23 protein-coding genes, 1 tRNA gene and 1 other annotated feature (1 of these 25 running past the window's edge) are annotated in these 22,752 nt (G+C 48.1%); of the genes, 2 read left to right on the forward strand and 22 right to left on the reverse strand.

Annotation, left to right across the window (positions count from 1 at the left end; genetic code table 11):
- Window positions 1–31, reverse strand: a binding site (T-box leader); it reaches 199 nt to the left of the window's first position.
- Between the two features lie 54 nt (window positions 32–85).
- The 22 genes from hemL to U719_RS11750 form a co-directional block, all read right to left on the reverse strand.
- Complete coding sequence (gene hemL / locus U719_RS11645; RefSeq protein ID WP_023468969.1) at window positions 86–1,396, reverse strand: glutamate-1-semialdehyde 2,1-aminomutase; 1,311 nt, start codon at window positions 1,394–1,396, stop codon at window positions 86–88.
- Entirely contained in the window at window positions 1,393–2,382 is a 990-nt protein-coding gene (gene hemB, locus U719_RS11650) for a porphobilinogen synthase (RefSeq protein WP_023468970.1), read from the reverse strand. The genes hemL and hemB overlap by 4 nt, the downstream gene beginning before the upstream one ends.
- The gene (locus U719_RS11655) at window positions 2,379–3,059 is read right to left on the reverse strand and encodes a uroporphyrinogen-III synthase (protein ID WP_023468971.1); all 681 of its coding nucleotides are present in this window, start codon (window positions 3,057–3,059) and stop codon (window positions 2,379–2,381) included. Before U719_RS11655 ends, hemB begins: the two co-directional genes overlap by 4 nt.
- Complete coding sequence (gene hemC / locus U719_RS11660) at window positions 3,049–3,975, reverse strand: hydroxymethylbilane synthase (RefSeq protein ID WP_023468972.1); 927 nt, start codon at window positions 3,973–3,975, stop codon at window positions 3,049–3,051. Before hemC ends, U719_RS11655 begins: the two co-directional genes overlap by 11 nt.
- An 83-nt stretch (window positions 3,976–4,058) precedes the next feature.
- Complete coding sequence (gene hemA / locus U719_RS11665) at window positions 4,059–5,399, reverse strand: glutamyl-tRNA reductase (RefSeq protein WP_023468973.1); 1,341 nt, start codon at window positions 5,397–5,399, stop codon at window positions 4,059–4,061.
- Window positions 5,400–5,613: 214 nt separating this feature from the next.
- On the reverse strand, window positions 5,614–6,756 hold the full coding sequence (locus U719_RS11670) for an AI-2E family transporter (protein WP_023468974.1): 1,143 nt from the start codon (window positions 6,754–6,756) through the stop codon (window positions 5,614–5,616).
- Between the two features lie 146 nt (window positions 6,757–6,902).
- Window positions 6,903–7,484, reverse strand: coding sequence for a ribosome biogenesis GTP-binding protein YihA/YsxC (gene yihA / locus U719_RS11675; protein ID WP_023468975.1), 582 nt, complete (start codon window positions 7,482–7,484; stop codon window positions 6,903–6,905).
- 1 nt (window position 7,485) lies between these two features.
- Window positions 7,486–9,795 carry an endopeptidase La gene (gene lon / locus U719_RS11680; protein ID WP_023468976.1) on the reverse strand — a complete coding sequence of 770 codons (2,310 nt, stop codon included), beginning with the start codon at window positions 9,793–9,795 and terminating at the stop codon, window positions 7,486–7,488.
- 69 nt (window positions 9,796–9,864) lie between these two features.
- The gene (gene clpX / locus U719_RS11685; protein WP_023468977.1) at window positions 9,865–11,130 is read right to left on the reverse strand and encodes an ATP-dependent protease ATP-binding subunit ClpX; all 1,266 of its coding nucleotides are present in this window, start codon (window positions 11,128–11,130) and stop codon (window positions 9,865–9,867) included.
- Between the two features lie 234 nt (window positions 11,131–11,364).
- Window positions 11,365–12,657, reverse strand: a complete 1,293-nt coding sequence (tig, locus tag U719_RS11690; protein ID WP_023468978.1) for a trigger factor — start codon at window positions 12,655–12,657, stop codon at window positions 11,365–11,367.
- Between the two features lie 110 nt (window positions 12,658–12,767).
- Window positions 12,768–13,733 (reverse strand): hypothetical protein, encoded by a 966-nt coding sequence (locus tag U719_RS11695; RefSeq protein ID WP_158408702.1) that lies wholly within the window; start codon window positions 13,731–13,733, stop codon window positions 12,768–12,770.
- Between the two features lie 46 nt (window positions 13,734–13,779).
- On the reverse strand, window positions 13,780–14,277 hold the full coding sequence (locus tag U719_RS11700) for a hypothetical protein (protein ID WP_235147586.1): 498 nt from the start codon (window positions 14,275–14,277) through the stop codon (window positions 13,780–13,782).
- Window positions 14,278–14,406: 129 nt separating this feature from the next.
- Window positions 14,407–14,480: transfer RNA gene (locus tag U719_RS11705), tRNA-Arg, on the reverse strand.
- A gap of 73 nt (window positions 14,481–14,553) precedes the next feature.
- Entirely contained in the window at window positions 14,554–15,063 is a 510-nt protein-coding gene (locus tag U719_RS11710) for a metallophosphoesterase family protein (protein WP_023468981.1), read from the reverse strand.
- 5 nt (window positions 15,064–15,068) lie between these two features.
- The gene (locus tag U719_RS11715) at window positions 15,069–15,662 is read right to left on the reverse strand and encodes an XTP/dITP diphosphatase (protein ID WP_023468982.1); all 594 of its coding nucleotides are present in this window, start codon (window positions 15,660–15,662) and stop codon (window positions 15,069–15,071) included.
- Window positions 15,659–16,414, reverse strand: a complete 756-nt coding sequence (gene rph / locus U719_RS11720; protein ID WP_023468983.1) for a ribonuclease PH — start codon at window positions 16,412–16,414, stop codon at window positions 15,659–15,661. The genes U719_RS11715 and rph overlap by 4 nt, the downstream gene beginning before the upstream one ends.
- Entirely contained in the window at window positions 16,415–17,221 is an 807-nt protein-coding gene (racE, locus tag U719_RS11725; RefSeq protein ID WP_023468984.1) for a glutamate racemase, read from the reverse strand.
- 86 nt (window positions 17,222–17,307) lie between these two features.
- On the reverse strand, window positions 17,308–17,571 hold the full coding sequence (locus U719_RS11730) for a phosphocarrier protein HPr (protein WP_012371023.1): 264 nt from the start codon (window positions 17,569–17,571) through the stop codon (window positions 17,308–17,310).
- A gap of 65 nt (window positions 17,572–17,636) precedes the next feature.
- Window positions 17,637–18,092 (reverse strand): thioesterase family protein, encoded by a 456-nt coding sequence (locus U719_RS11735; protein ID WP_023468985.1) that lies wholly within the window; start codon window positions 18,090–18,092, stop codon window positions 17,637–17,639.
- Window positions 18,093–18,148: 56 nt separating this feature from the next.
- Entirely contained in the window at window positions 18,149–18,955 is an 807-nt protein-coding gene (gene sdhB / locus U719_RS11740; protein ID WP_023468986.1) for a succinate dehydrogenase iron-sulfur subunit, read from the reverse strand.
- Window positions 18,955–20,718, reverse strand: a complete 1,764-nt coding sequence (gene sdhA, locus U719_RS11745; protein ID WP_023468987.1) for a succinate dehydrogenase flavoprotein subunit — start codon at window positions 20,716–20,718, stop codon at window positions 18,955–18,957. The genes sdhB and sdhA overlap by 1 nt, the downstream gene beginning before the upstream one ends.
- Window positions 20,719–20,737: 19 nt before the next feature.
- Window positions 20,738–21,355, reverse strand: coding sequence for a succinate dehydrogenase cytochrome b558 subunit (locus tag U719_RS11750; protein ID WP_023468988.1), 618 nt, complete (start codon window positions 21,353–21,355; stop codon window positions 20,738–20,740).
- A gap of 210 nt (window positions 21,356–21,565) precedes the next feature.
- Here U719_RS11750 and U719_RS11755 point away from each other — a divergent pair, with 210 nt between their 5' ends.
- Entirely contained in the window at window positions 21,566–21,988 is a 423-nt protein-coding gene (locus tag U719_RS11755; protein WP_235147587.1) for a YslB family protein, read from the forward strand.
- Window positions 21,989–22,105: 117 nt separating this feature from the next.
- A complete protein-coding gene (locus U719_RS11760) occupies window positions 22,106–22,720 on the forward strand; it encodes a PH domain-containing protein (RefSeq protein ID WP_023468990.1) in 615 nt (204 codons plus the stop codon).
- The last annotated feature ends 32 nt before the right edge of the window (window positions 22,721–22,752 follow it).

Genomic DNA, 22,752 nt, shown 5'->3' on the forward strand with positions numbered 1-22,752 from the left:
ACAGGACTACTCTTCCCGTCATCGCTGTTGCCATTTTCTTCTTTACTCATTTTAGCCGAGACTTCAAGCAATCGTCAAGAACTGCTTAACGACCAAATTCAACTTGGAGTTCTTGGAACGTCAATTCGACGGCTTCAATCGTCCGTTCGATGTCTTCGTCCGTATGAGCGATCGACAGGAAGAGACCTTCGAATTGTGACGGTGGTAAGAAGACACCACGCGCCGCCATCTTTTGATAATACGAACGGAACATCTCAAGGTTCGATGTTTTCGCTTTTTCGAAGTTCGTGACGCGTTCATCCGTAAAGAAGACACCGAACATCGCACCTGCGCGGTTCGTCGTCAGCGGAATGTTGTATTTCGCTGCAGCGTTCAGGTAGCCTTCTGACAGACGGCTTGCTTTCCGGTCGAACTCTTCATAGTGTTCTGGTTTCAATTGTGTCAGTGTCGCTAGACCAGCTGCCATCGCGAGTGGGTTCCCGGATAACGTACCCGCTTGATAGATTGGACCTTGTGGTGCAATCTGTTCCATGATGTCGCGACGTCCGCCGTAAGCACCAACTGGCATTCCGCCGCCGATGACTTTACCGAGACACGTGATGTCCGGTGTGACACCGAAATGTCCTTGGGCACAGTGGAATCCGACACGGAAACCAGTCATGACTTCGTCAAAGATCAATAAGGCACCGTTTTCCGACGTGATTTCCCGTAAGCCTTCGAGGAATCCCGGTTCTGGTGGCACGAAGCCCATGTTCCCAGCAGCCGGTTCGACGATGACACCGGCGATATCGTCGCCGTGTTTTTCAAACGCGATTCGGACAGCGTCCAAGTCGTTGTACGGAACTGTCAGCGTCATGCTCGCGATTTGCGCCGGAACGCCTGGTGAATCTGGTAATCCGAGTGTCGCGACACCTGAACCTGCTTTGATCAAGAGCGAGTCACCGTGACCATGGTAACAGCCTTCGAACTTGAGGATTTTCGTCCGACCTGTGTAGCCGCGTGCAAGACGAAGCGCTGCCATCGTCGCTTCTGTCCCTGAGTTGACCATCCGGACGACTTCGACCGACGGCACCCGACTGATGACGACTTCCGCCATCGCTGATTCGATTTCCGTTGGTGTCCCGTAGCTCCAGCCACGTGTTGCTTGTTCTTGGATCGCTGACGTGACGATTGGATCGGCATGACCGAGAATCATCGGTCCCCATGACAAGACGTAATCGATATACTCTTTTCCGTCGATGTCATAGAGCTTCGATCCTTTTGCATGATCTGCGAAAATCGGTGTCATCCCGACTGATTTATAAGCACGGACCGGGCTGTTGACACCACCCGGCATGAGCGGGAGTGCCCGCTCGAATGCTTCTTTTGATTTTGAGTTCTGGTTAATTAAGCTCATTTCGACCCCTCCAGGTAACGACAAATGTCTTTTGCGAAATAGGTGATGATTAAATCAGCGCCTGCTCGTTTAAAGCCAAGCATCGTCTCAAGGACGATTCGTTCTTCGTCGATCCAGCCGTTCAAGGCTGCGGCTTTGACCATCGCATACTCACCCGATACGTTATACGCGACGATCGGTAAATCGATTCGCTCGCGCACATCACGAATGATATCCATGAACGCAAGCGCAGGTTTGACGATCATGAAGTCAGCTCCTTGATCAACGTCCGCTGTTGCTTCGCGGAACGCTTCGCGACGGTTTGCTGGATCCATTTGATAACCTTTCCGGTCGCCTTCTCCCGGTGCCGAATTTGCTGCATCACGGAATGGACCGTAATAAGCAGACGCATATTTAACACCGTAGCTCATGACCGGAATGTGGCTGAAGCCGTTCTCGTCTAATCCTTGACGAATCGCTGCGACGAATCCGTCCATCATCGATGATGGCGCGATGACGTCGGCACCTGCTCGGGCTTGGGAGATTGCTGTCTTGACGTGAAGCGGTAGTGACGCATCATTATCGACCGTACCGTCGGCGACGATTCCACAATGACCTGTCGACGTATATTCACATAAGCATGTGTCGGCGATGACCGTTAGCTGCGGGGCAACCTTCTTGACGAGACGTGTCGCTTCTTGAACGATCCCGTGATCGTGAAACGCACCTGACCCTTGCTCGTCTTTCAAGTGGTCATGCGGGACACCGAATAAGATGACAGATTCGATTCCGAGTGCGACGACTTCTTCAATCTCAGCCGTCAGATGATCAAGTGATAAGTTGAAGACGCCAGGCATCGAGCTGACTTCGCGTTTAATATCTTCGCCTTCAGCGACGAAGATCGGATAAATCAAATCTGATTTATGCAACTGGTTCTCGCGAACGAGTGACCGGAGTGATGCGGTATGGCGCAAACGACGGTGTCGTGCGTATTCTAATGTGTTCATGCTGATTCCTCCTCAATGATACGATCAATCATGCCGTCCACCGTGAATTCACGGGCGACATGGATCGGTTGAAGTCCGGCTGCTTTTGCTGCTTGCTCCGTGATCGTCCCAATGACGATGAACGTCGTCTGCGGGGATAGTGGAGCAATCGCTTCGACAGCGGAAGGACTCTGCAGTCCAATATAGGTGGCAGTTCTGATAAGTGCTTCAGGTAGCCGACGGGTGACAGTTTCATACGTGATGATATCTTCGATCGTATACCGATTCAGGTTTCGTAACTGATCGACCGGCGCTTGCCGCGATCGGTTCCCTCGCGCGAAGACGATATGATTTCCCTCAGACAAGTATGGTCCGAGTTCTGCGACGAGTGCGTCTCCTGTAAAGGTCGACGGACAGAAGTCGGCTGTTCGACCGTACTTCGCAAGTGCATCTGCCGTCTTTCGTCCGACGACCGCGATACGTGTTGCTGCTAATTCAGGCAACGCATCAGCAATCCGGTGGACACCATTCGGACTCGTCACGATGAGCCAATCAATTCCCTTCGGCAATGTAAACGAAACCGGTCGCGTTTCAATGACAGGATAGTGCACTGACTCGATCGCGACGGCGCGCAGTCGCGCCATCTGCTCGGTCGTCGGTGGTCGGCTGCCCGTGAAGAGTACCTGCTTACAAGTCATCCGGAAGTGTCGCGAGAATCTCGCGACCGCCCGAAGCAAGCAGACGTTCGGCAACATCTTGACCGAGTTGCATCGGGTCTAGACCTGATTCGCGCTCGAGTAGGATTTGCTCTCCATCGACGGATCCAATGAATCCGACGAGTGTCGTTGACATGTCTTCGTTGATCGTTGCGAATCCACCGACCGGAACGTGACAGCTACCTTCGATCGCTGCTAAGAAAGCGCGCTCGGCGTAAGCTACTTTTTCCGTCATCTGATCATGGATCAGGTGCAGAAGGTCACGTACTTCTTGGTCATGTTCGCGACATTCGATACCGAGGATTCCTTGACCGACGGCTGGAATCATGTCATCTGTCGAGAGATATTCCGAGACGACGTCTTCAGACCAACCCATCCGTTGTAGACCAGCTGCTGCGAGCAAAATTCCGTCAAACGGACCATTCTTTAATTTATCGAGTCGTGTGTCGATGTTTCCGCGAATCGATTCGATTTTTAAATCAGGGCGGAGTTTTAGCAATTGCGACCCACGACGTAAGCTACTCGTGCCGACAACTGCACCTTCTGGCAAGGAAGCAAGACCTTCGCCTGTTTTCGTGATCAAGGCATCACGCGCATCGACACGTGCTGGTGTGGCACCGATGATGAGACCATCCGGTAATTCAGAAGGTAGATCCTTCATGCTGTGAACGGCAAAATCGATTTCTTCGTCAATCATCTGTTGCTCGATCTCTTTTACGAATAATCCTTTACCGCCGACTTTCGAGAGCGTCACATCCAAAATGCGGTCCCCTTTTGTGATGATGTTCTTGATTTCGAATTCATACGGCGCGCCGGCTTGTTTCAACTGGTCAATGACCCATTTCGTCTGTGTCATCGCTAGCTTCGAGCTTCGCGATCCAACAATGATTTTTCGCATGCTAAAATCCCCCTGTACAATGATAAAGGGGCGGCACAAGTCCGCCCCATGCATTTTCTATTGTAACACAAATCGTGCTTTGTTCACCGGTTCACAGCTTTTGCGGAAGGTGCCGTCTCTTCTGATGTCATGACGTCATCTTCGAGCCCTTCGAACAAGTCTTCGTTTAATGCAAACGTATCCATGAACTGCACAATCCGTTCATCGGCATCTGGCTTCGCTGCCGCATCTTTAATATAAGATAACGGTTCACGCAACAACTGGTTGATGATTGATTTCATGTGTTTGCCAATGACGGTTTTTTCACGTTTCGACATCTCCGGTAATTTCCGTTCCAAGCTTTGCATCGTTTCTTGTTGAATGCGTAACGCCTGGTCTCGTAATTCCGTGATGATCGGTACGACACCAAGTGTCGTCATCCAACCTTCGAACTCAGCGATTGCCGCTTCAATCCGTTGTTCGATCTTCGCCGCTTCCTTCATTCGTTCCGCCATATTTTGTTGGACGATCGATGTCAGATCATCGACATCATACAAATGAACACCTGGCAAGTCACCGACGGTCGGTTCGATGTCGCGTGGTACGGCGATATCGATCAACAGGAATGGACGATCGTGCCGGAACAGCTGTGCTGCCGCGATGTCTTCGCGTTTGATGATGGCACGTTTGGCACCCGTTGAAGAGATGACGATGTCTGCCCGAAGCAAACCGCACTGCATCTCGTTAATCGAATGTGCCGATCCTTCGAACCGATTCGCGACCTCTTCTGCTTTAGCTAACGTCCGGTTAAAGACCGTGATATCACGTGCCCCTGCTTCATATAGGTTAAGCGTCGTCAATTCGCCGGTTTCTCCCGCACCGATGACGACGATTGATTTATCTTCAAGCGATCCGAGTAACTGTTCGGCAAGCGTGACAGCAGCAGCACTGACAGAAACGGCATTTTCACCGATTCCAGTTTCTGCGTGAGCCCGTTTGGCGAGCGTGACCGCTTCTTTGAAAAGTTTATTGAAGACCGTTCCTGTCGTTTCAAGCTTTTGCGCCATGAAGAAGCTTGTCTTGACTTGACCAAGAATCTGCGTTTCACCGACGATCATCGAATCAAGCCCACTTGTCACGCGGAACAGATGCTTCATCGCATCGAACCCTTCATGAATGAAGAGATACGGCTCCAGTTCCTCCATCGTCAAACCGAACCAGTTTGCAAGGAAACGTTTCGTATAATACCGTCCTGTATGTGGCTGATCCGTCACGACGTACAGTTCCGTCCGATTACATGTCGAGACGATGACACTTTCAAAAATACTTTTTTCATCGCGCAATGCGACGACCGCTCCCTTCATCTCATGCTCCCCAAATGAGACTTGTTCGCGTATTGATACAGGCGCTGTTTTGTTATTCAAGCCGACCACTACGATATGCATGCGCTCTACCCCTTACGTCCAAAGATTTCGTTCCGATCTATCTTTTCGTTCTCTATCCTACATTATAACCATTATAAAAAAGATTCCAATCAATTTATAAACTAAAATGAGTCGAAGTTGTGAAATCTTCTTCATTTTTTCTCTTCTTCTACCTTATCCCTCTCTCATGAAAATCACAAACCCTCTGCTCCTAAAAAGGTCAGAGGGTTACACTTTACTTCAAGGATTCAGGTGATACCGTCACGTCCGGTACGTCGAGACGTTGCTGACGTAAACGATAGATCCGAGCGATATTTTGAATGACGACTTTTGTGACCGCATAGGTCGGAACTGCTAGGATGACACCAATGATTCCACCGATTTTCCCAGCAACGAGCAAGACGATGATGATCGTCAGCGGATGAACCTTGAGTGTTTTCCCTTGGACATAAGGAGAAATCAAGTTCGACTCAATTTGCTGCGCGACGACGATCGTGACGATCGCATAGACGGCTTTGATCGGATCATCGATGAACCCGACGATGACCGCCGGTACAGCACCGATGTAAGGTCCAAGATACGGAATGATGTTCGTGACCGTACAGAATAAGGCAAGCAGTAACGCATATTGAATATCTGAGATGAAGAAGCCAATCAATGACATGAGACCGACACAGATTGAGACGATAACCTGTCCATTGACATAATGCTTCACTGTCACGTGCATATCGTGCAAGATTTTACGCGTTTCTGTTTCATAGCTTTTCGGCAACAGCTTCACGACGGAATCCGGAAACTTATAGCCGTCAAGCAACATATAAACTAAGATGAACGGCACTAAGACAATGATTAAGACGGTCGAAGAGATGACACCGAAAATCGTTCCGACAGACGTCGAGACAGACTTAAAGACTGTACCGATATACGACGTCGCTTCATTCGTCCACTTGTCAAATAAGTCCGTATTCTCGTGAACCCATGTCGAGATGAAACGATTGTCCATCAATTGATCGCGTAAGTTTAACGTCTGATCGCGTAATTCGATGACGAGCGTCGGAATGCTTGTCGCAAAATCCGTCACCTGCTCGACTAAAATTGGTCCGATCGAAGCGACAGCAATCGTCAGAACCGTGATGAAACCAAGCAAGACGATCAACACGGCAAGACCACGTTTCTTGACGCGTTTTTGCAATGCATCTACGATACCGAGCGTGAAATAATAGAAAATCCCCGCAATGATCAGCGGCGGGAAGATCAATGCCAGCATGACTTTAATCGGCTGGAATAAAAATGAGATCTTTGTACCGACCCAGATAACGAGAAAAATCACTAATACCCAGATTAATGCCTTAAACCATTTGTTTCGAAGCAAATCCAAACCATTCACACTCCCATTTATTACATAGTCATTATAGCTATTCTTACACACTATATTACGAAATAATAGATTTTTCACAAAGCACTTTTTATGTATAGAAAGTAAAAAAGCCTACGAAATCCTGCAGATTTCGTAGGCTTTAATCTTTACAATAAGCGATAAATCGCTTCCCACGCTGCATCGACGCCCTCTCCTGTCTCGGACGAGAAAGGAATCAATGTATCTTGACCATCAAATTGCAACTTACGTTTAATCGCAGCGATATGTTTATCACGTTGACTCTTCTTGATTTTATCGAGTTTTGTCGCAACGACGATGACCGGTAGATCGTAATACTTCAAGAAATCATACATCGTCACATCATCCGCAGACGGATCGTGTCGGATGTCAACGAGCTGTACGACACCTTTAAGGATTTCGCGTTGTGTGAAGTACTTCTCCATCATCTTGCCCCACGCTTCACGCTCCGTCTTCGAAACTTTCGCATATCCGTAACCCGGTACATCGACGAACATGACTTCATCATTGATGTTGAAGAAGTTCAAGGTTTGCGTTTTACCTGGTTTCGAAGATGTCCGCGCGAGTGCTTTACGCTGGACCAGTTTATTGATGAAAGAGGACTTTCCGACGTTTGATCGCCCTGCGAGTGCCACTTCTGGCAACAATGGCTCCGGATAATGTTCCGGATTGACGCCACTCGTAATAAAATCAGCTTTATAAATTTTCATGTTACTCTCCTTTTAATGCATGTTCGAGCACTTGCTCCATCGTCGCGACCGGAATGAATTCCATTCCTGCGCGGACGCTTTCCGGGATATCATCGATGTCCCGCGTATTGTCTTGCGGCAGCAGAACGGTCGTCAAGCCCGCACGGTGTGCTGCGAGTGACTTCTCCTTTAGTCCACCGATTGGTAAGACACGTCCACGCAACGTGATTTCACCCGTCATTCCGACGTCTCGGCGAACCGGACGTTTTGTTAAAGCGGAAATCAATGCTGTCGCGAGTGTGATCCCAGCAGATGGACCATCTTTTGGTACGGCACCCTCAGGAACGTGGATGTGGATGTCTTGCGTTTCGTAGAAGTTCGGTTCGATGCCAAGCGACGTCGCATTCGCTCGGACGAAGCTGTAGGCGGTCTGAGCCGACTCTTGCATGACATCACCGAGTTTCCCGGTTAACTGCAATTTCCCTTTACCCGGAGCAAGGCTGACTTCGATCGTCAACGTATCGCCCCCAAAAGCAGTATACGCTAAACCAGTCACCGCGCCAATCATATCTTCGAGCTCGCCTTGACCATAGCGGTAAATCGGTTTGCCTAGGAAATCGTCCAGATTACGCTTCGTCACCGTCACCCGTTTCTTCTCCCCCATCGCGATTTGTTTCGCTGCTTTCCGGCAAAGTGAGCCGAGGACACGTTCGAGATTCCGAACACCGGCTTCTCGCGTATAACGACGGACGACTTCTTCTAGCGCGTCTGCTTTGACCGTCAATTGACTCTTTTTCAGACCGTGTTCAGCCAGTTGCTTCGATAAGAGATGACGAACAGCGATCTCCGTCTTCTCTTGTTCCGTATAGCCACCGATTTGAATCAGTTCCATCCGGTCAAGCAACGGTCCGGGGATGTTTGAGACATCGTTCGCTGTCGCGATGAACAGGACATTCGATAAATCGAACGGTTCTTCGATATAGTGATCGGAGAAGCTGTTGTTTTGTTCCGGATCAAGAACTTCGAGCATCGCGGACGACGGATCACCACGGAAGTCATTTGACATCTTATCGATCTCATCGAGCAGGAAGACCGGGTTGTTCGTTCCTGCTTGTTTTAAACCGCGAATGATCCGTCCTGGCATCGCACCGATATACGTCCGGCGATGTCCACGGATTTCCGCTTCGTCGCGCACGCCACCAAGTGAGACACGGACGAACTTCCGCTCAAGTGCTGTAGCAATCGAACGGGCAAGCGACGTTTTCCCGACTCCTGGAGGACCAGAAAGACAAAGAATCGGTCCACGCAATGAGTCGGTCAATTGACGAACGGCAAGATACTCAAGGATTCGTTCTTTGACCTTCTCTAGACCGTAATGGTCCTTTTCAAGCTGTTCCGAAGCAGCTGAGACGTTCAAGAAATCATCGGTTGCTTCATTCCACGGCAATGAGAAGAACCATTCGAGATAGTTGCGAATGACCCCATGTTCGGGACTCGTCGCCGGTACGACCGCTAAACGACTGATTTCCTTCTCGACGTTCGCAACCGTCGTTTCTGGTAAATCAAGCATCGCAAGCTGCTCCCGGTATTTCGTCGCATCGCTTTCAACAGAAGCCGACTCGCCACCGAGTTCTTGTTGAATCGTCTTCAATTGTTCCCGCAAGTAATACTCGCGTTGCGATTGTTCAATCGTCTTCTTCGTCCGTTCACGCATCTCACGTTCGAGTTCGACGACTTCATATTCGTGTTTCATGACATCAAGCAACATCAATCCTCGTTCGACCGGATCCTGTTGTTCGAGAAACTCCTGCTTCTTCGAAATATCGATTGGTAGCTTCGACGTGATATAGTCCGTCAATGAATCGAGGCGTTCGTATGTCTCGAACCGGCGACGTTCATCGGTTCCGATTCCTTTAATCCGGGAGACGAGTTGACCAAACTGTTCTTTGATGAGACGAACGAGCGCTTCTTGTTTCGCTCCTTTGATGTCCATCTTCTCGATTGGTTCGATGACAGCTTGATAACCCTCGTCCGTCTCCTCGACGTTTTCAATCCGGACGCGTTCCTTCCCGATGACGCGGACACGGACCGTATCATTCCCGAGTTCACTCATCTTCGCGATTTGAACGAGCGTACCAACCTGATGCAACCCGTCGACAGACGGCTCTGCTTCTGGATCACGTTGTGTGACGACGACGAGATCGATTTCGTGTTCCTTTGATGCAAGTAAGGCTTTCAAGGATACCGGACGCCCGACATCGATCGTCAATCCGATCAATGGATACGCGACGACACCGCGTAACGGTAAAAGTGGATATTGTTTTTTCTTCATTCGAATTCCTCCTAAACAAAAAGACTCGGAAAGGCGTACAAGTAGCCTCCGAGCCGATTTGTCACGGTGTTACGCCGTTTCTTTTTCTTTCCCATGTTCAATTGTACCATCTTTCAACTCAAGCGTTGGACCGCGTTTACCAGTCAACGTTTCTGCTGTAATGATGACTTTCGCGATGTCTTCACGCGATGGGATTTCGAACATGATATCAAGCATAGTTTCTTCGATGATGGAACGAAGACCACGTGCACCTGTTTTACGTTCGATTGCAAGTTTTGCAATCTCAAGAAGTGCATCTTCCGTGAAGTCGAGTTCGACATCATCAAGTTGAAGCATTTTCTTATATTGTTTCACGAGGGCGTTTTTCGGTTTCGTCAAGATTTGAACGAGTGCCTCTTCATCAAGTGGCTCGAGCGTCGCCATGACCGGCAAACGACCGATGAACTCTGGAATCAAACCGAACTTTTGAAGATCTTCTGGTAATGCAGCTGCCAGAATTTCTTTTTGTGTAAGGTTACGGTTTTCTGAATCGTTTCCGAATCCGATGACTTTTTTACCAAGACGACGTTTGATCGACTGATCGATACCATCGAATGCGCCACCAACGATGAACAAGATGTTCGTCGTATCGATTTGGATGAATTCTTGATGTGGGTGTTTCCGTCCACCTTGTGGCGGTACACTCGCAACCGTTCCTTCCAAAATCTTCAGCAAGGCTTGTTGGACACCCTCACCAGAAACGTCACGTGTAATCGACGGGTTTTCTGATTTACGAGCAATCTTATCGATTTCATCAATGTAGATGATGCCTTTTTCAGCCTTCTCAACATCGTAATCCGCTGCTTGGATGAGTTTCAACAGGATGTTCTCGACGTCTTCACCGACATAACCGGCTTCCGTCAAACTTGTTGCATCTGCAATCGCAAACGGTACGTTCAAGATACGTGCCATCGTTTGGGCAAGAAGTGTCTTACCGCTACCTGTTGGTCCAATCATGACGATGTTCGATTTTGAGAGCTCGACATCATCTGCGCGACCACCAGCATTGATTCGTTTGTAGTGATTGTACATCGCTACAGACAACGATTTCTTCGCTTTCTCTTGACCGATGACATAATCGTCAAGTGTCGTACGAATTTCATGCGGTTTCGGAACATTCTTCAGCTCGACTTCTTCTTCAGTACCGAGTTCTTCCTCTACGATTTCATTGCAGAGTTCGATACACTCGTCGCAAATGTAAACGCCAGGTCCAGCAACAAGTTTGCGTACTTGTTCTTGTGTCTTTCCACAGAAAGAACATTTTAGCTGACCTTTTTCTTCGTTAAATTTAAACATAAAGGTCCACCCCTTTAACGTGGAAATTGTATGGACGCCTGTAGCATCCCGTCTCACGTTTTACTATTTATGATTGTAGCATGAACAAGGAAAGTCTTTCAAATCCTGGACGAACGATTTACAGTTTGATGTTCTGAACCAAGGATTGTTTGTCCTTGTTTGACCTATCGTACAAAAAAATCGACTCCAAGACCAGAAATTGGGCTTGAAGTCGATTGAAAACCATGAAATGGCTTATTTTGCTTTTGCGTTGTCGACGAGAACATCGATAGCTTTACGGAATTGAAGATCGCCTTTAAGCGTTTCAAGACCACCTTGTGGTGCAAGCATCGTTTCAAGTTGATCTGCAGGGATGTTGTAGAGTTCTGACATTGATTGAAGTTCAGTTTGAGTTTCCTCATCTGTTACTTCGATTTTTTCGTCAGCAACGATTTGCTTGAGGACGAGACGTGCTTTAACGCGCTCTTCCGCTTGCTCTTTCATTTCAGAACGCATTGCCTCTTCTGTCGTTCCAGTCAACTGGAAGTACATGTTGAGGTCGATACCTTGTGATTGAATACGTTGTGTGAACTCTTGAACCATACGCTCGACTTCGTTTTCGACCATGACTTCTGGAAGATCAACTGTCGCGTTTTTCGTAGCCGCTTCGACTAACTCATCGCGCATTGAAGCATCAGCTTCTTGTTTGCGTGTGTTTTCGAGACGCGTACGGATTTTTGTTTTCAACTCGTCGAGTGAAGAAACTTCTTCATCCATTTCTTTTGCGAACTCATCTGTCAATTCAGGGAGCTCTTGTGCTTTGACTTCGTGGATCGTTACTTTGAATGTAACTGGTTTTCCAGCGAGTGATGCTTCGTGGTATTCCTCTGGGAATGTCACTTCAAGATCTTTTTGCTCGCCAGTTTTTAAACCGACCATTTGCTCTTCGAATCCAGGAATGAAGTTTCCAGAACCGATGACGAGTGAGTAGTTCTCAGCAGTTCCGCCGTCGAATTGGTTTTCCCCATCGAAACCTGCGAAGTCGAATACGACTGTATCGCCATTCTCGATGACGCCATCTTCTTTAACGACGAGTTCTGCACCGCGTTCTTGCAATGTTTTGAGTTCAGCGTCGACGTCTTCGTCAGTAACGTTCGTTTCAACTGCTGTGTACTCAAGACCTTTGTACTCACCGAGTGTAGCTTCTGGCTCGATGACGAACGTGATTTTGAATTCGACTGGCTTGCCTTTTTCGAGTGTTTCAACGTCGATGTTCTCAAGCGCGATTGGCTCGATTCCTGATTCGACGACTGCACCTTCGATTGTGTCCTTGTAAAGGATATCGAGTGCATCTTGGTACAGTGCTTCTTCACCGTACATTTTGTTGAACATTGCGCGTGGCATTTTTCCTTTACGGAAACCAGGTGTGTTCAAAGTCTTAACGACTTTCTTGAACGCTTGGTCTACCGCTTTATCAAATGCTTCAGCAGGCGCTTCATACGTGAGGACGCCGAGGCTACCTGATTGTTTTTCCCATTTTGCAGTCATGCTGAGTCCCTCCAAAATTGTCAATTAGCGTACATGTGTGTACAACAAGTCACATTATAGCACAATCGTTCTGACGATTACCACTGTTGAACGAATCGTTTCCTGATGTCTCAATCGAAGTAAATTTGCTCGAATGCAATGACTTCCGGATAAAGGATATGTGCCGCTCGATATAACCGCTTCGCCAGCGGACTGAGGATACGTTCGGGTTCTTCACGTTCAAATGTCAGACCTGCGAGTTCTTCGCATGCTGCGAGCCACTTCTCCATGTCTGATCCGATTCGTTCTCGTTCTTCAAGATGAATCAGTTGATCCGATCGCAAGACGAGCAACGCTCGGAACGGATCCATTCGCTCTAACGTATGCATCGATGCCAGTAACGCTTGTTGCTCCTGTTGATGTACCAGCAGGATTTCTTCTAACTCTTCGCGTGACGAGATCGTCCAGTCTACATCTAAGTGTGGCACATGAATGCTTACCGGATATGGCACGTGATCAAGCAAGCCTCCTAATAACTGATCAATGACGAGTAGACTTTGATGTGCTGTCTCTTGCGCCTGAAGGTATTTTTGTGTGATGTATGCAATGAGCTCAGATGTCCGTTCGAATTCCACACCGGTCAATTGGCGCATTTGTTCGACCCAACTGCCGTGTCGCAACACATGCATCAATTCCGTTGCTGCTGTTACCTCACGCTGCGCAACAGGGTTGTTTTGAACTGCCGGCTTTTGTTCGCGAACACGCATCTGTTGTTTGATTTCATCTAATCGAAGCGCGAGCCCATAAGGCAGATACGGTGACGCCGAGCGCAAAGCGAGTTTCATCGGATAACGTTCTCCGAGTTCATAAAGAAAGAGTGCGAGCACTTGCTCGACACCCTCGACTTCAAGAAAACGTTCTGCCACTGTTTCAAATCGTTCACGGTCATGCATTAAGAGTGGTTGAATGACATAGAGCCGGTGTAAGACATCTTCTCCTGTCAATTGGTCAGTCTCTAATTCCATAATCAATTGTTCTTGTTTAGAAGCGGGCAAACGAAGAATCCGCGCTCGTTCTACTTCTAGTTCATGTTCCATCCAGCGCGATGTCCCCATATTCCGGCACTCCTTCATATTCAACTTCTTATTTCGTAAATGGATCGAGTAAAGACGTCCAGTTCGTGATCGCTTCTTGAAGTTGTCCCGCCTGCTCGATTCCTAATCGATTCAACGTATCTAATGAGACGTCAGCTTCAAGTAATCGAGCGATATCTTCCGATTGATTCACGTACTGCTCGAGTTTTGCACTTAAATTTTGCAATTCTTGCGGCGGATTTTCAAGTCCCGCTAGTCGTTGATCGATTTGATCCAGTTCTTGATTGAACTGATCAATCGTTCCGTTTTCCTTCAACTTTTCGATTTGTTGATCAAGTGCCTGTTCAGGGTTCGCAGATTCACGCGCTGTCGTAGCCGCCTCATTCAGGGAAGCCGACAAATCTGACGTGACTTGGGCCGTATCTTTTGCAATTCCTTGAAGTTCTCCAGCGTAATCGACACTATTTTTTACATCGTTGACTTGTTGTTTTGCATCATCGACTGTATTTGAAATCTCACTACATCCAGCAAGAAACGTACTTAGCATAAGGACTGCTCCAACTTTCTTCCACATAGCATTCATCCCTTTCGAGTTCATGATACCTTAATTATAATCGAAAATCGGAATAAAAAAAAGAGACCACCCTCGTAAGGGCAGTCTCTATTTTAATTATAGCGTCCCAAGAGGGATTCGAACCCCCGACCGACGGCTTAGAAGGCCGTTGCTCTATCCTGCTGAGCTATTGGGACGTGTCAACACGAATAAACTATACTAGAACAATTCTTTCGTGTCAATCACATTACAAACATTGCAATTATTTTATTACAAAAATGTTCCGTCCAGATGAAGGGCATTTACCGGGTCACCGTTCACATTAAGAAAATCGACAGAATAACGGTTTTGATCCACTTCAAGAATCGCATACGTCTTGTCTGGTCGATGACGTGGCATCCGGATTGAACCTGGATTGATGAATAACACACCGTCCCGATATTCAGCCTTCGCCACATGGGAATGACCATATAAGACGATGTCCGCCTGCTTTTCCTTCGCATGATGCTGTAAGACATCTAGACTGTATTTGACGTCCTGCCGATGCCCGTGGACACAGAGGATGGTATGACCATCCATTTCCGATACGACTTCTTCCGGAAAATCGTGTCCGTAATCGCAATTCCCTCGCACAACACGATATGGATATAATGATTCGATGTCGCGCGTCAATTGGGAGTCCCCACAATGAAATGCCGCATCTACGTCTTGGTGACGTTCGAATATCGTAAGCAGTTCTTGTTCTAGTCCATGACTATCACTAACGATCAACGCTCTCATCTTCATCACACTCCTAAGAAAGTAGTTAAGTCCTGTTCGAGCTTGCGCAATGCATTGCCACGATGACTAATCATCGCTTTTTCTTCTTTCGTCAATTCAGCAGCCGTCTGTCCGCTTTCTGTGACGAACAATGGATCATAACCGAAACCGTTCGAACCCGACGCCTCAAAACCGATTCGCCCTTCCATCGTTCCACGAACCGTCAATGTCTCACCCGTTGGTTTCGCTAGCGCGAGTACACAAACGAAGCGCGCCGTCCGCTCTTCCTCCGGAACACCTTCTAACTTTTCAAGTAGTAGAGCATTGTTCGCCGCATCCGACTTTTCAAGTCCCGCGAAGCGTGCTGAGTAGACGCCGGGAGCGCCATCTAAAGCATCGACTTCAAGACCTGAATCATCAGCAAGTACCGCGTGGCCAAAGTAGGCTGCTGCCTCTGTTGCTTTTAAAAGTGCATTCTCCTCGAATGTCTCACCTGTTTCATCCGTTTCCGGAGCATCGGCGTGATCGAGTAACGACTCGACCGTATAACCGAGACGACCCAGCATGCTTTCAAGTTCCTTCACTTTACCTGCATTGTGTGTTGCGACGATGACCTTCATCTATGTTCCCCCACTTCTTCTCCTACATACCACCAAGAGACACCGAGTGCCTCACGGCCAGCCTCAATCAGTTCCTTAATACCTTTTTCCCCAAGTTCGAGCATTTCGAGCATCTCTTGACGGGAAAATGTCGACTCTTCTCCTGTTGCTTGCATCTCGACGATTTTACCCGATGAGGTCATGACGAGATTGAAGTCGACTTCCGCCGCAGCGTCCTCTTCATAGCATAGATCGAGCAAGACATTCGACTCGACGATTCCAACCGAGATGGCTGCGATGCCCTCTTTGATCGGTGTATCTGTCAGTTTTCCCGCTTGAATCAATTGATCGACTGCTCGGACGAGTGCCAAAAAACCACCAGTGATCGATGCCGTTCGTGTACCGCCATCTGCCTGAATAACGTCACAATCGATCCAGATCGTTCGTTCCCCGAGCTTCTCTAAATCAACGACGGCCCGAAGCGAGCGGCTGATCAGACGTTGGATTTCCATCGTCCGTCCCGTCTGTTTGCCGCGGACGGCTTCTCGTGCGGTCCGCTGAGCCGTCGCACGCGGCAACATCGAATATTCCGCATTGATCCAGCCCTGGCGTTTACCGCGAAGGAACGGTGGCACCTTCTCCTCGACGGTCGCCGTACAGAGGACTTTCGTATCTCCCAGTTCAATCAAGACAGAACCTTCTGCGTGTTTATTGACATCAATCGATAATTGAATAGGACGGAGATCATCCGCCGTTCGTTGGTCTATCCGCATTTAATCTTCCTCCGTTCCAAGCACGATGCGCTCCGCATGGATGGTCTGATCGAGCCAGTCCGTCGCAATCTGATCAAATGAGCGGATATCGCCTGTCGCGTAATAACGATGTTCCGGAATTTGTGTCACATCTGCTGAAATCGTATTGTAATCAAGTAGTGCTGCTACCTCGAGCGCTGTCTCGTCTCCTGAAGAGATTAGCTGGACGCCTGGTCCGATGACCCGTCCAATCACATCTGCTAGAAGCGGGTAATGGGTGCACCCGAGGATCAATGTATCCATATCGTAATTCATCAATGGTCGTAATGTATTGGCAACGACACGTTCGACGTACGCACCATCTGTCTGCATCGACTCGACGAGCGGAACGAATGGCGGGCACGCTAACGATTCGACGACGACTTGCCCTTCGACGTGGCGTAACGCCTTCTCGTAGGAATTACTTGTAATCGTCATCTTCGTTCCAATGACACCGATTCGTTTCGTACGCGTCACCTTAACTGCCGCGCGGGCTCCCGGATCAATGACACCGATGACAGGTATATTTAAACGTTCTCGCGCTTCTTTTAAGACGACAGCCGTGGCTGTGTTACAGGCGATCACGATCAATTTCACATCTTGTTGCACGAGATAATCAATCATCTCCCACGTAAACTCACGAATCTCTTCTTCTGGACGAGGACCATACGGACACCGCAATGTATCCCCGACATAGATGATTCGCTCATGGGGCAACTGTCGCATCAATTCACGTGCGACCGTCAACCCACCGACTCCGGAATCCAGTACTCCAATCGCTCGATTCACTCTTCTCCACCTCTTTCTCTCTTTCCTATGGTAACAAAAAAGGACGACGGTGCAAGACCGGCGTCCGAGAATGTACGATTACAGGATTACTGAGCAAGACCTTCGCTAGTCAGCATATCTGAAAGAGTCGTGATTGCTTCAGAAGCATCGTCACCGTTTGCAACGATTTTGATATCTGAATCTTTCGCGATTCCGAGTGAAAGAACACCCATGATTGACTTCAAGTTGACAGTCTTCCCGTTGTATTCCAAGTTGATGTCTGATTGGAATTTAGAAGCTGTGTTGACGAGCTGAGTAGCCGGACGAGCGTGAATGCCTGAATCCGCGATGACTTTGAATGTTTTTTCCATGATTAAGAAATCTCCCTTCACTAATAACGTACTAGTGAGTCGTTTTCGAATATGTGAACTCATTATCAAATGATAACGGATTCGAATCGATTCTGCAAGGAATTTTTATACGCTTCACTCCATGGGAATGCTTTCCCCGAACGATCGATTTGTACCATAGATGTCCGTCCCGTGAACATCAATTCACCTTGCTCATCAAATGCCGCATAGTGGACGTCACACGATGCACTACCGACATGTACCGGATACGCATAGACAGCGAGACGCGCCCGTGGATAGACTTGGCGAATATAGTTACACTGAGCATCGGCGACGACGATAATGCCGTCTTCTGCAAGCGAATATCCTGTTTCCTCTAACATCAATGTCCGAACGTCTTCAAAATAGACGAACGGTACTCGGTTATTCATATGACCATAGGCATCCGTCTCCGCAAAACGAACAGCGACGTCGAGTCGTGTGCCATGTTTCATCTGTTCAAGCCATGACTCAAGTTCTGGAATATAAGCTGGTACGCGCACAATGAGTTCCTCCTGTCTGAATGAAAAAAGAAGGAGCAAGCTCCTTCTTTGATAAATCATGAACTAACGGCTTCACCTGTTCGTCCTTCGTCACTACCGAAGAACTTTTTGAATGAATGAAGTGTCGTCTGACGGTTCATCGCCGCGATTGAAGTCGTCAGCGGAATCCCTTTCGGACAAACCTCAACACAGTTTTGAGCGTTACCGCACTGCATGATCCCGCCATCTTCCATTAACGCTTCAAGGCGTTCTTCCTTGTGGAAGGCACCTGTCGGATGCGAGTTGAATAGACGAACTTGTGAGATCGATGCTGGTCCGATGAATGTCGAACGATCGTTGACGTTCGGACATGCCTCGAGACACACACCACACGTCATACATTTCGATAACTCATATGCCCATTGACGTTTGTTCTCTGGCATCCGTGGTCCTGGACCTAAGTCGTACGTTCCATCGATCGGGACCCATGCTTTGACTTTCTTCAGCGCATCGAACATGCGTTGACGGTCGACTTGAAGGTCACGAACGATCGGGAACGTCTGCATAGGTTGAAGGCGGATCGGTTGTTCGAGTTTATCAACGAGTGCCGTACACGACTGACGTGGTGTACCGTTGATGACCATCGAACAAGCGCCACAGACTTCTTCTAGACAACCCATGTCCCAGTTGATCGGTGTCGTTTTTTCACCGGCTGCATTCACAGGGTTCCGGCGAATCTCCATTAAAGCAGAGATGACGTTCATGTTCGGACGGTACGGAATTTCAAACGCTTCATCATACGGTTTACCATCAGGTCCATCTTGACGTTGAACGATGAATTGAACCGATTTTTGCGTAGTAGATGATTCGAGTGGTGTCGCCATTATGCTTTCACCTCTTTCTTCGACTTCTTGCTGTAATCGCGTTTCCGTGGTGGAATCAACGACGTGTCGACGTCTTCATAGAAGATTTCCGGATGACCGTTCGTGTAACGTGCCATCGTCGTCTTCAAGAACTGTTCATCATTACGTTCCGGGAAGTCCGGTTTATAGTGCGCTCCGCGACTCTCGTCACGTTTTAAAGCACCGAGCGTGATTGCTTCAGCTAGGTCGAGCATGTGATCGAGCTGACGGATGAACGATGCCCCTTGGTTACTCCAACGTGCTGTATCCGTTGCCGAGATGCGTGTGAAGCGATCGCGGAGTTCCTTGATTTTTGTCAGTGTCTCTTCGAGCTTATCGTTGTACCGGACGACCGTGACGTTATCCGTCATGATTTCTCCAAGCTCACGGTGGATTTGATACGCGTTTTCCGTACCTTCCATTGATAGGATATCGTTGAAGCGGTTGATTTCTTCGATTTTATGCGCTTCGACCACGTCCTCACTCATCTCATGAACCGATGTCTCGAGTTCATTCATATAAGCAATGGCTGATGGTCCAGCGACCATTCCGCCGTATACCGCAGAGAGAAGTGAGTTCGCTCCGAGACGGTTACCACCATGCATCGAATAATCACATTCACCAGCTGCGAACAATCCAGGGATGTTCGTCATTTGATCGTAGTCGACCCATAGTCCACCCATTGAGTAGTGAACAGCAGGGAATATCTTCATTGGTACTTTTCGTGGATCGTCACCGACGAACTTCTCGTAGATTTCAAGGATCCCACCGAGTTTGACGTCAAGTTCTTTTGCGTCTTTATGCGATAGATCCAGATAGACCATGTTCTCCCCGTTGACGCCGAGTTTTTGATTGACACAGACGTCGAAAATCTCACGTGTCGCGATATCCCGTGGAACAAGGTTTCCGTATGCCGGATATTTCTCTTCGAGGAAATACCAAGGCTTACCGTCTTTATACGTCCAGACGCGACCACCCTCACCTCGTGCTGATTCACTCATGAGACGTAACTTATCGTCTCCAGGAATCGCTGTCGGGTGAATTTGGATGAATTCACCGTTCGCATAGATCGCACCTTGACGATAGACAGCAGCTGCAGCTTGTCCTGTGTTGATGACCGAGTTCGTCGATTTTCCGAAGATGACCCCAGGACCACCCGTCGCGAGGATGACAGAATCCGCGGCAAATGCCTCGATTTCCATCGTCCGGAGGTTTTGACAAACTGCTCCACGACAGATGCCATTGTCATCGATGATGGCACGAAGGAATTCCCATCCTTCATATTTTTCTACCAAACCTTGCGCTTCGAACTTACGAACCTGTTCATCTAATGCGTACAACAGTTGTTGTCCTGTCGTCGCTCCAGCGTATGCCGTCCGGTGATGCAACGTTCCGCCGAAACGTCGGAAGTCGAGTAAGCCTTCCGGTGTCCGGTTGAACATGACGCCCATCCGGTCGAACATATGAATGATTTTCGGCGCTGCTTCCGCCATTTTTTGAACAGGTGGTTGATTTGCGAGGAAGTCCCCACCGTATACCGTGTCATCGAAATGCTGGTATGGTGAATCGCCTTCCCCTTTTGTATTGACCGCTCCGTTGATGCCACCTTGTGCACAAACAGAGTGTGAGCGTTTGACGGGTACGAGTGAGAATAACTTAACTGGTACGCCTTGCTCCGCTGCTTTTATCGTAGCCATCAGACCGGCAAGCCCTCCGCCGATGATGACAAGATTCTTGTTCGCCATGTTGTCAGTTCCCCTTTCCTTACAACACGCCTGCAAACGTTAAGATCGAGCGTACGCCTACAAACGATAAACCGATGAATACGAGTGCTGCCACGTAAGACATCGCCCGTTGAGATGCTGGTGACTGCGTGATTCCCCATGTGATGCAGAACGTCCAAAGTCCGTTCGCAAGGTGGAATGTCGTCGCCAAGATCCCGACGATATAGAACGCGAGCATGAATCCGTTATCGACGATGTTCTGCATCATGCTTGCATCGACTGGTGTTCCCATCGCAGCGGCAATCCGTTTTTCCCAAACGTGCCACGTGATGAACACGACAAGGAATACACCGCTGAACCGTTGCAGTACATACATCCAGTTCCGGAAGTATGTATAACGCCCTGTGTTCGCAGATCCGGTGAATGCGATGTACACACCGTAGACGCCATGCAAGATGATTGGAATGAAGATGACAAAGATCTCTAAGAACAATCGATACGGAACGTTCCCCACGAATTCCGCGGCCTTATTGAAGTCTTCCTCACCACGTACGATGAAGTAGTTCGTCGTTAAGTGCGAAAGTAAAAATAACCCGATTGGAATGACGCCGAGCAGTGAGTGTATTTTACGACTCACGAAATCACGATGATTCGCCATCCAAATCCCCCCTTTTGTTTGCCAATCAACCGTTGGCGCATTTTGGTAGAAAAGCGCTTTCATAAGGAAATTCGTCTTTTCATCACTTATTCTACTCCTGTCCTTTTTAGAAGACAACCCGAGCCGTTGCATTTAACTGCAAATTTTTTTAGGAAAACAATGACCGACAAGAATCATCTCGGTATAATGGTTCACAGATAGGAGTGAATCATGATGGATGCTACACCAAAACAAACACCACTTTTCGGTATCGAATTGATCCGAGATTATGTGCTGACCGATCTTCTCGGATCGGATTATCGGCAAGTCATCTACTGGGCAGGTAAACGTCTAGCGCGTCAATTCCCTGTCGTAGATGAATCTGAATTAGCCTCATTTTTTGAACAAGCAGGTTGGGGAACGCTCGAAATCAAGAAACGTAAAGGCACGGTCGTCTTGTTCGTGCTGTCTCCTCCTGATACGACGAGAGATGAACGACCACATGGATACTTCCAACTCGAAGCCGGTTTCCTCGCTGAACAGTTCTCCCGTTTTAACGGATGTGTCGCGGAAGGATATGCCGAGTTAACTAAAGAGCTCGTTCAAATCACGGTCCAAATCGATCCTAAAGATCCACTTGAACCGCTCAAGTGAAATTTACATAAAACGTGACAGGAATCTTGATTTTCAACATCGAAGTAGATTCATGAAACTTTTTGCAGTAAGTGCTCGTAAAGTCATTCGTACACAAATCGCGAGGAGGAACTTCACATGTTCAAAAAACTAGCAGCAGATTTAACGGGATTCAGTGATATCGGACAAGTCATTCATCCTGATGATTTCGACAAAGCAGCCGCTGACGATTATGTCTTACATGAAGACGGCGAGAAAATCTACTTCTTGATCAAATCTAAATCTGACGAGTATTGCTTTACGAATCTGGCTTTGATTCACCTCGATGGAGAAAGTGCCGTCAGTTCAAAACGTGTACTCTACCGCTATCCGTATGCACATTATCCGATTCGCCACGTCATGTTCGAAACGGCGGGAACGGTCGATCTTGATGTCGAGATCAAATTCGAGATCGGTGGCAAACATTATTCGATCGACGTCGATAAAAAACAACTCGAACATGTGAAAGATCTTTACAAAACACTTCTTGCCATCGCTGAAAAACAGTATGAAGGACAAAAGATGCTCGAGTTCGCGAACAGCTCATTGAATCATTCGGTCACGATTCTCGGCGGACTTCGTCAAGGTGATATGAACGTACCGCAAACATTCAAGGAGTTGTCTGAACAATCCTTCGAGTGGCTACAAGGTCACTACCATCAGTGGAACCAGCGTGACTTTGGTTCATACTACGAAAAGTACATCAACAACTAATCACTAAAAAAGCCGCCCTCTTCAAGAGGACG

The sequence above is a fragment of the Exiguobacterium sp. MH3 genome (genome assembly GCF_000496635.1).
GTDB classification, from domain to species: Bacteria; Bacillota; Bacilli; order Exiguobacteriales; family Exiguobacteriaceae; genus Exiguobacterium_A; species Exiguobacterium_A indicum.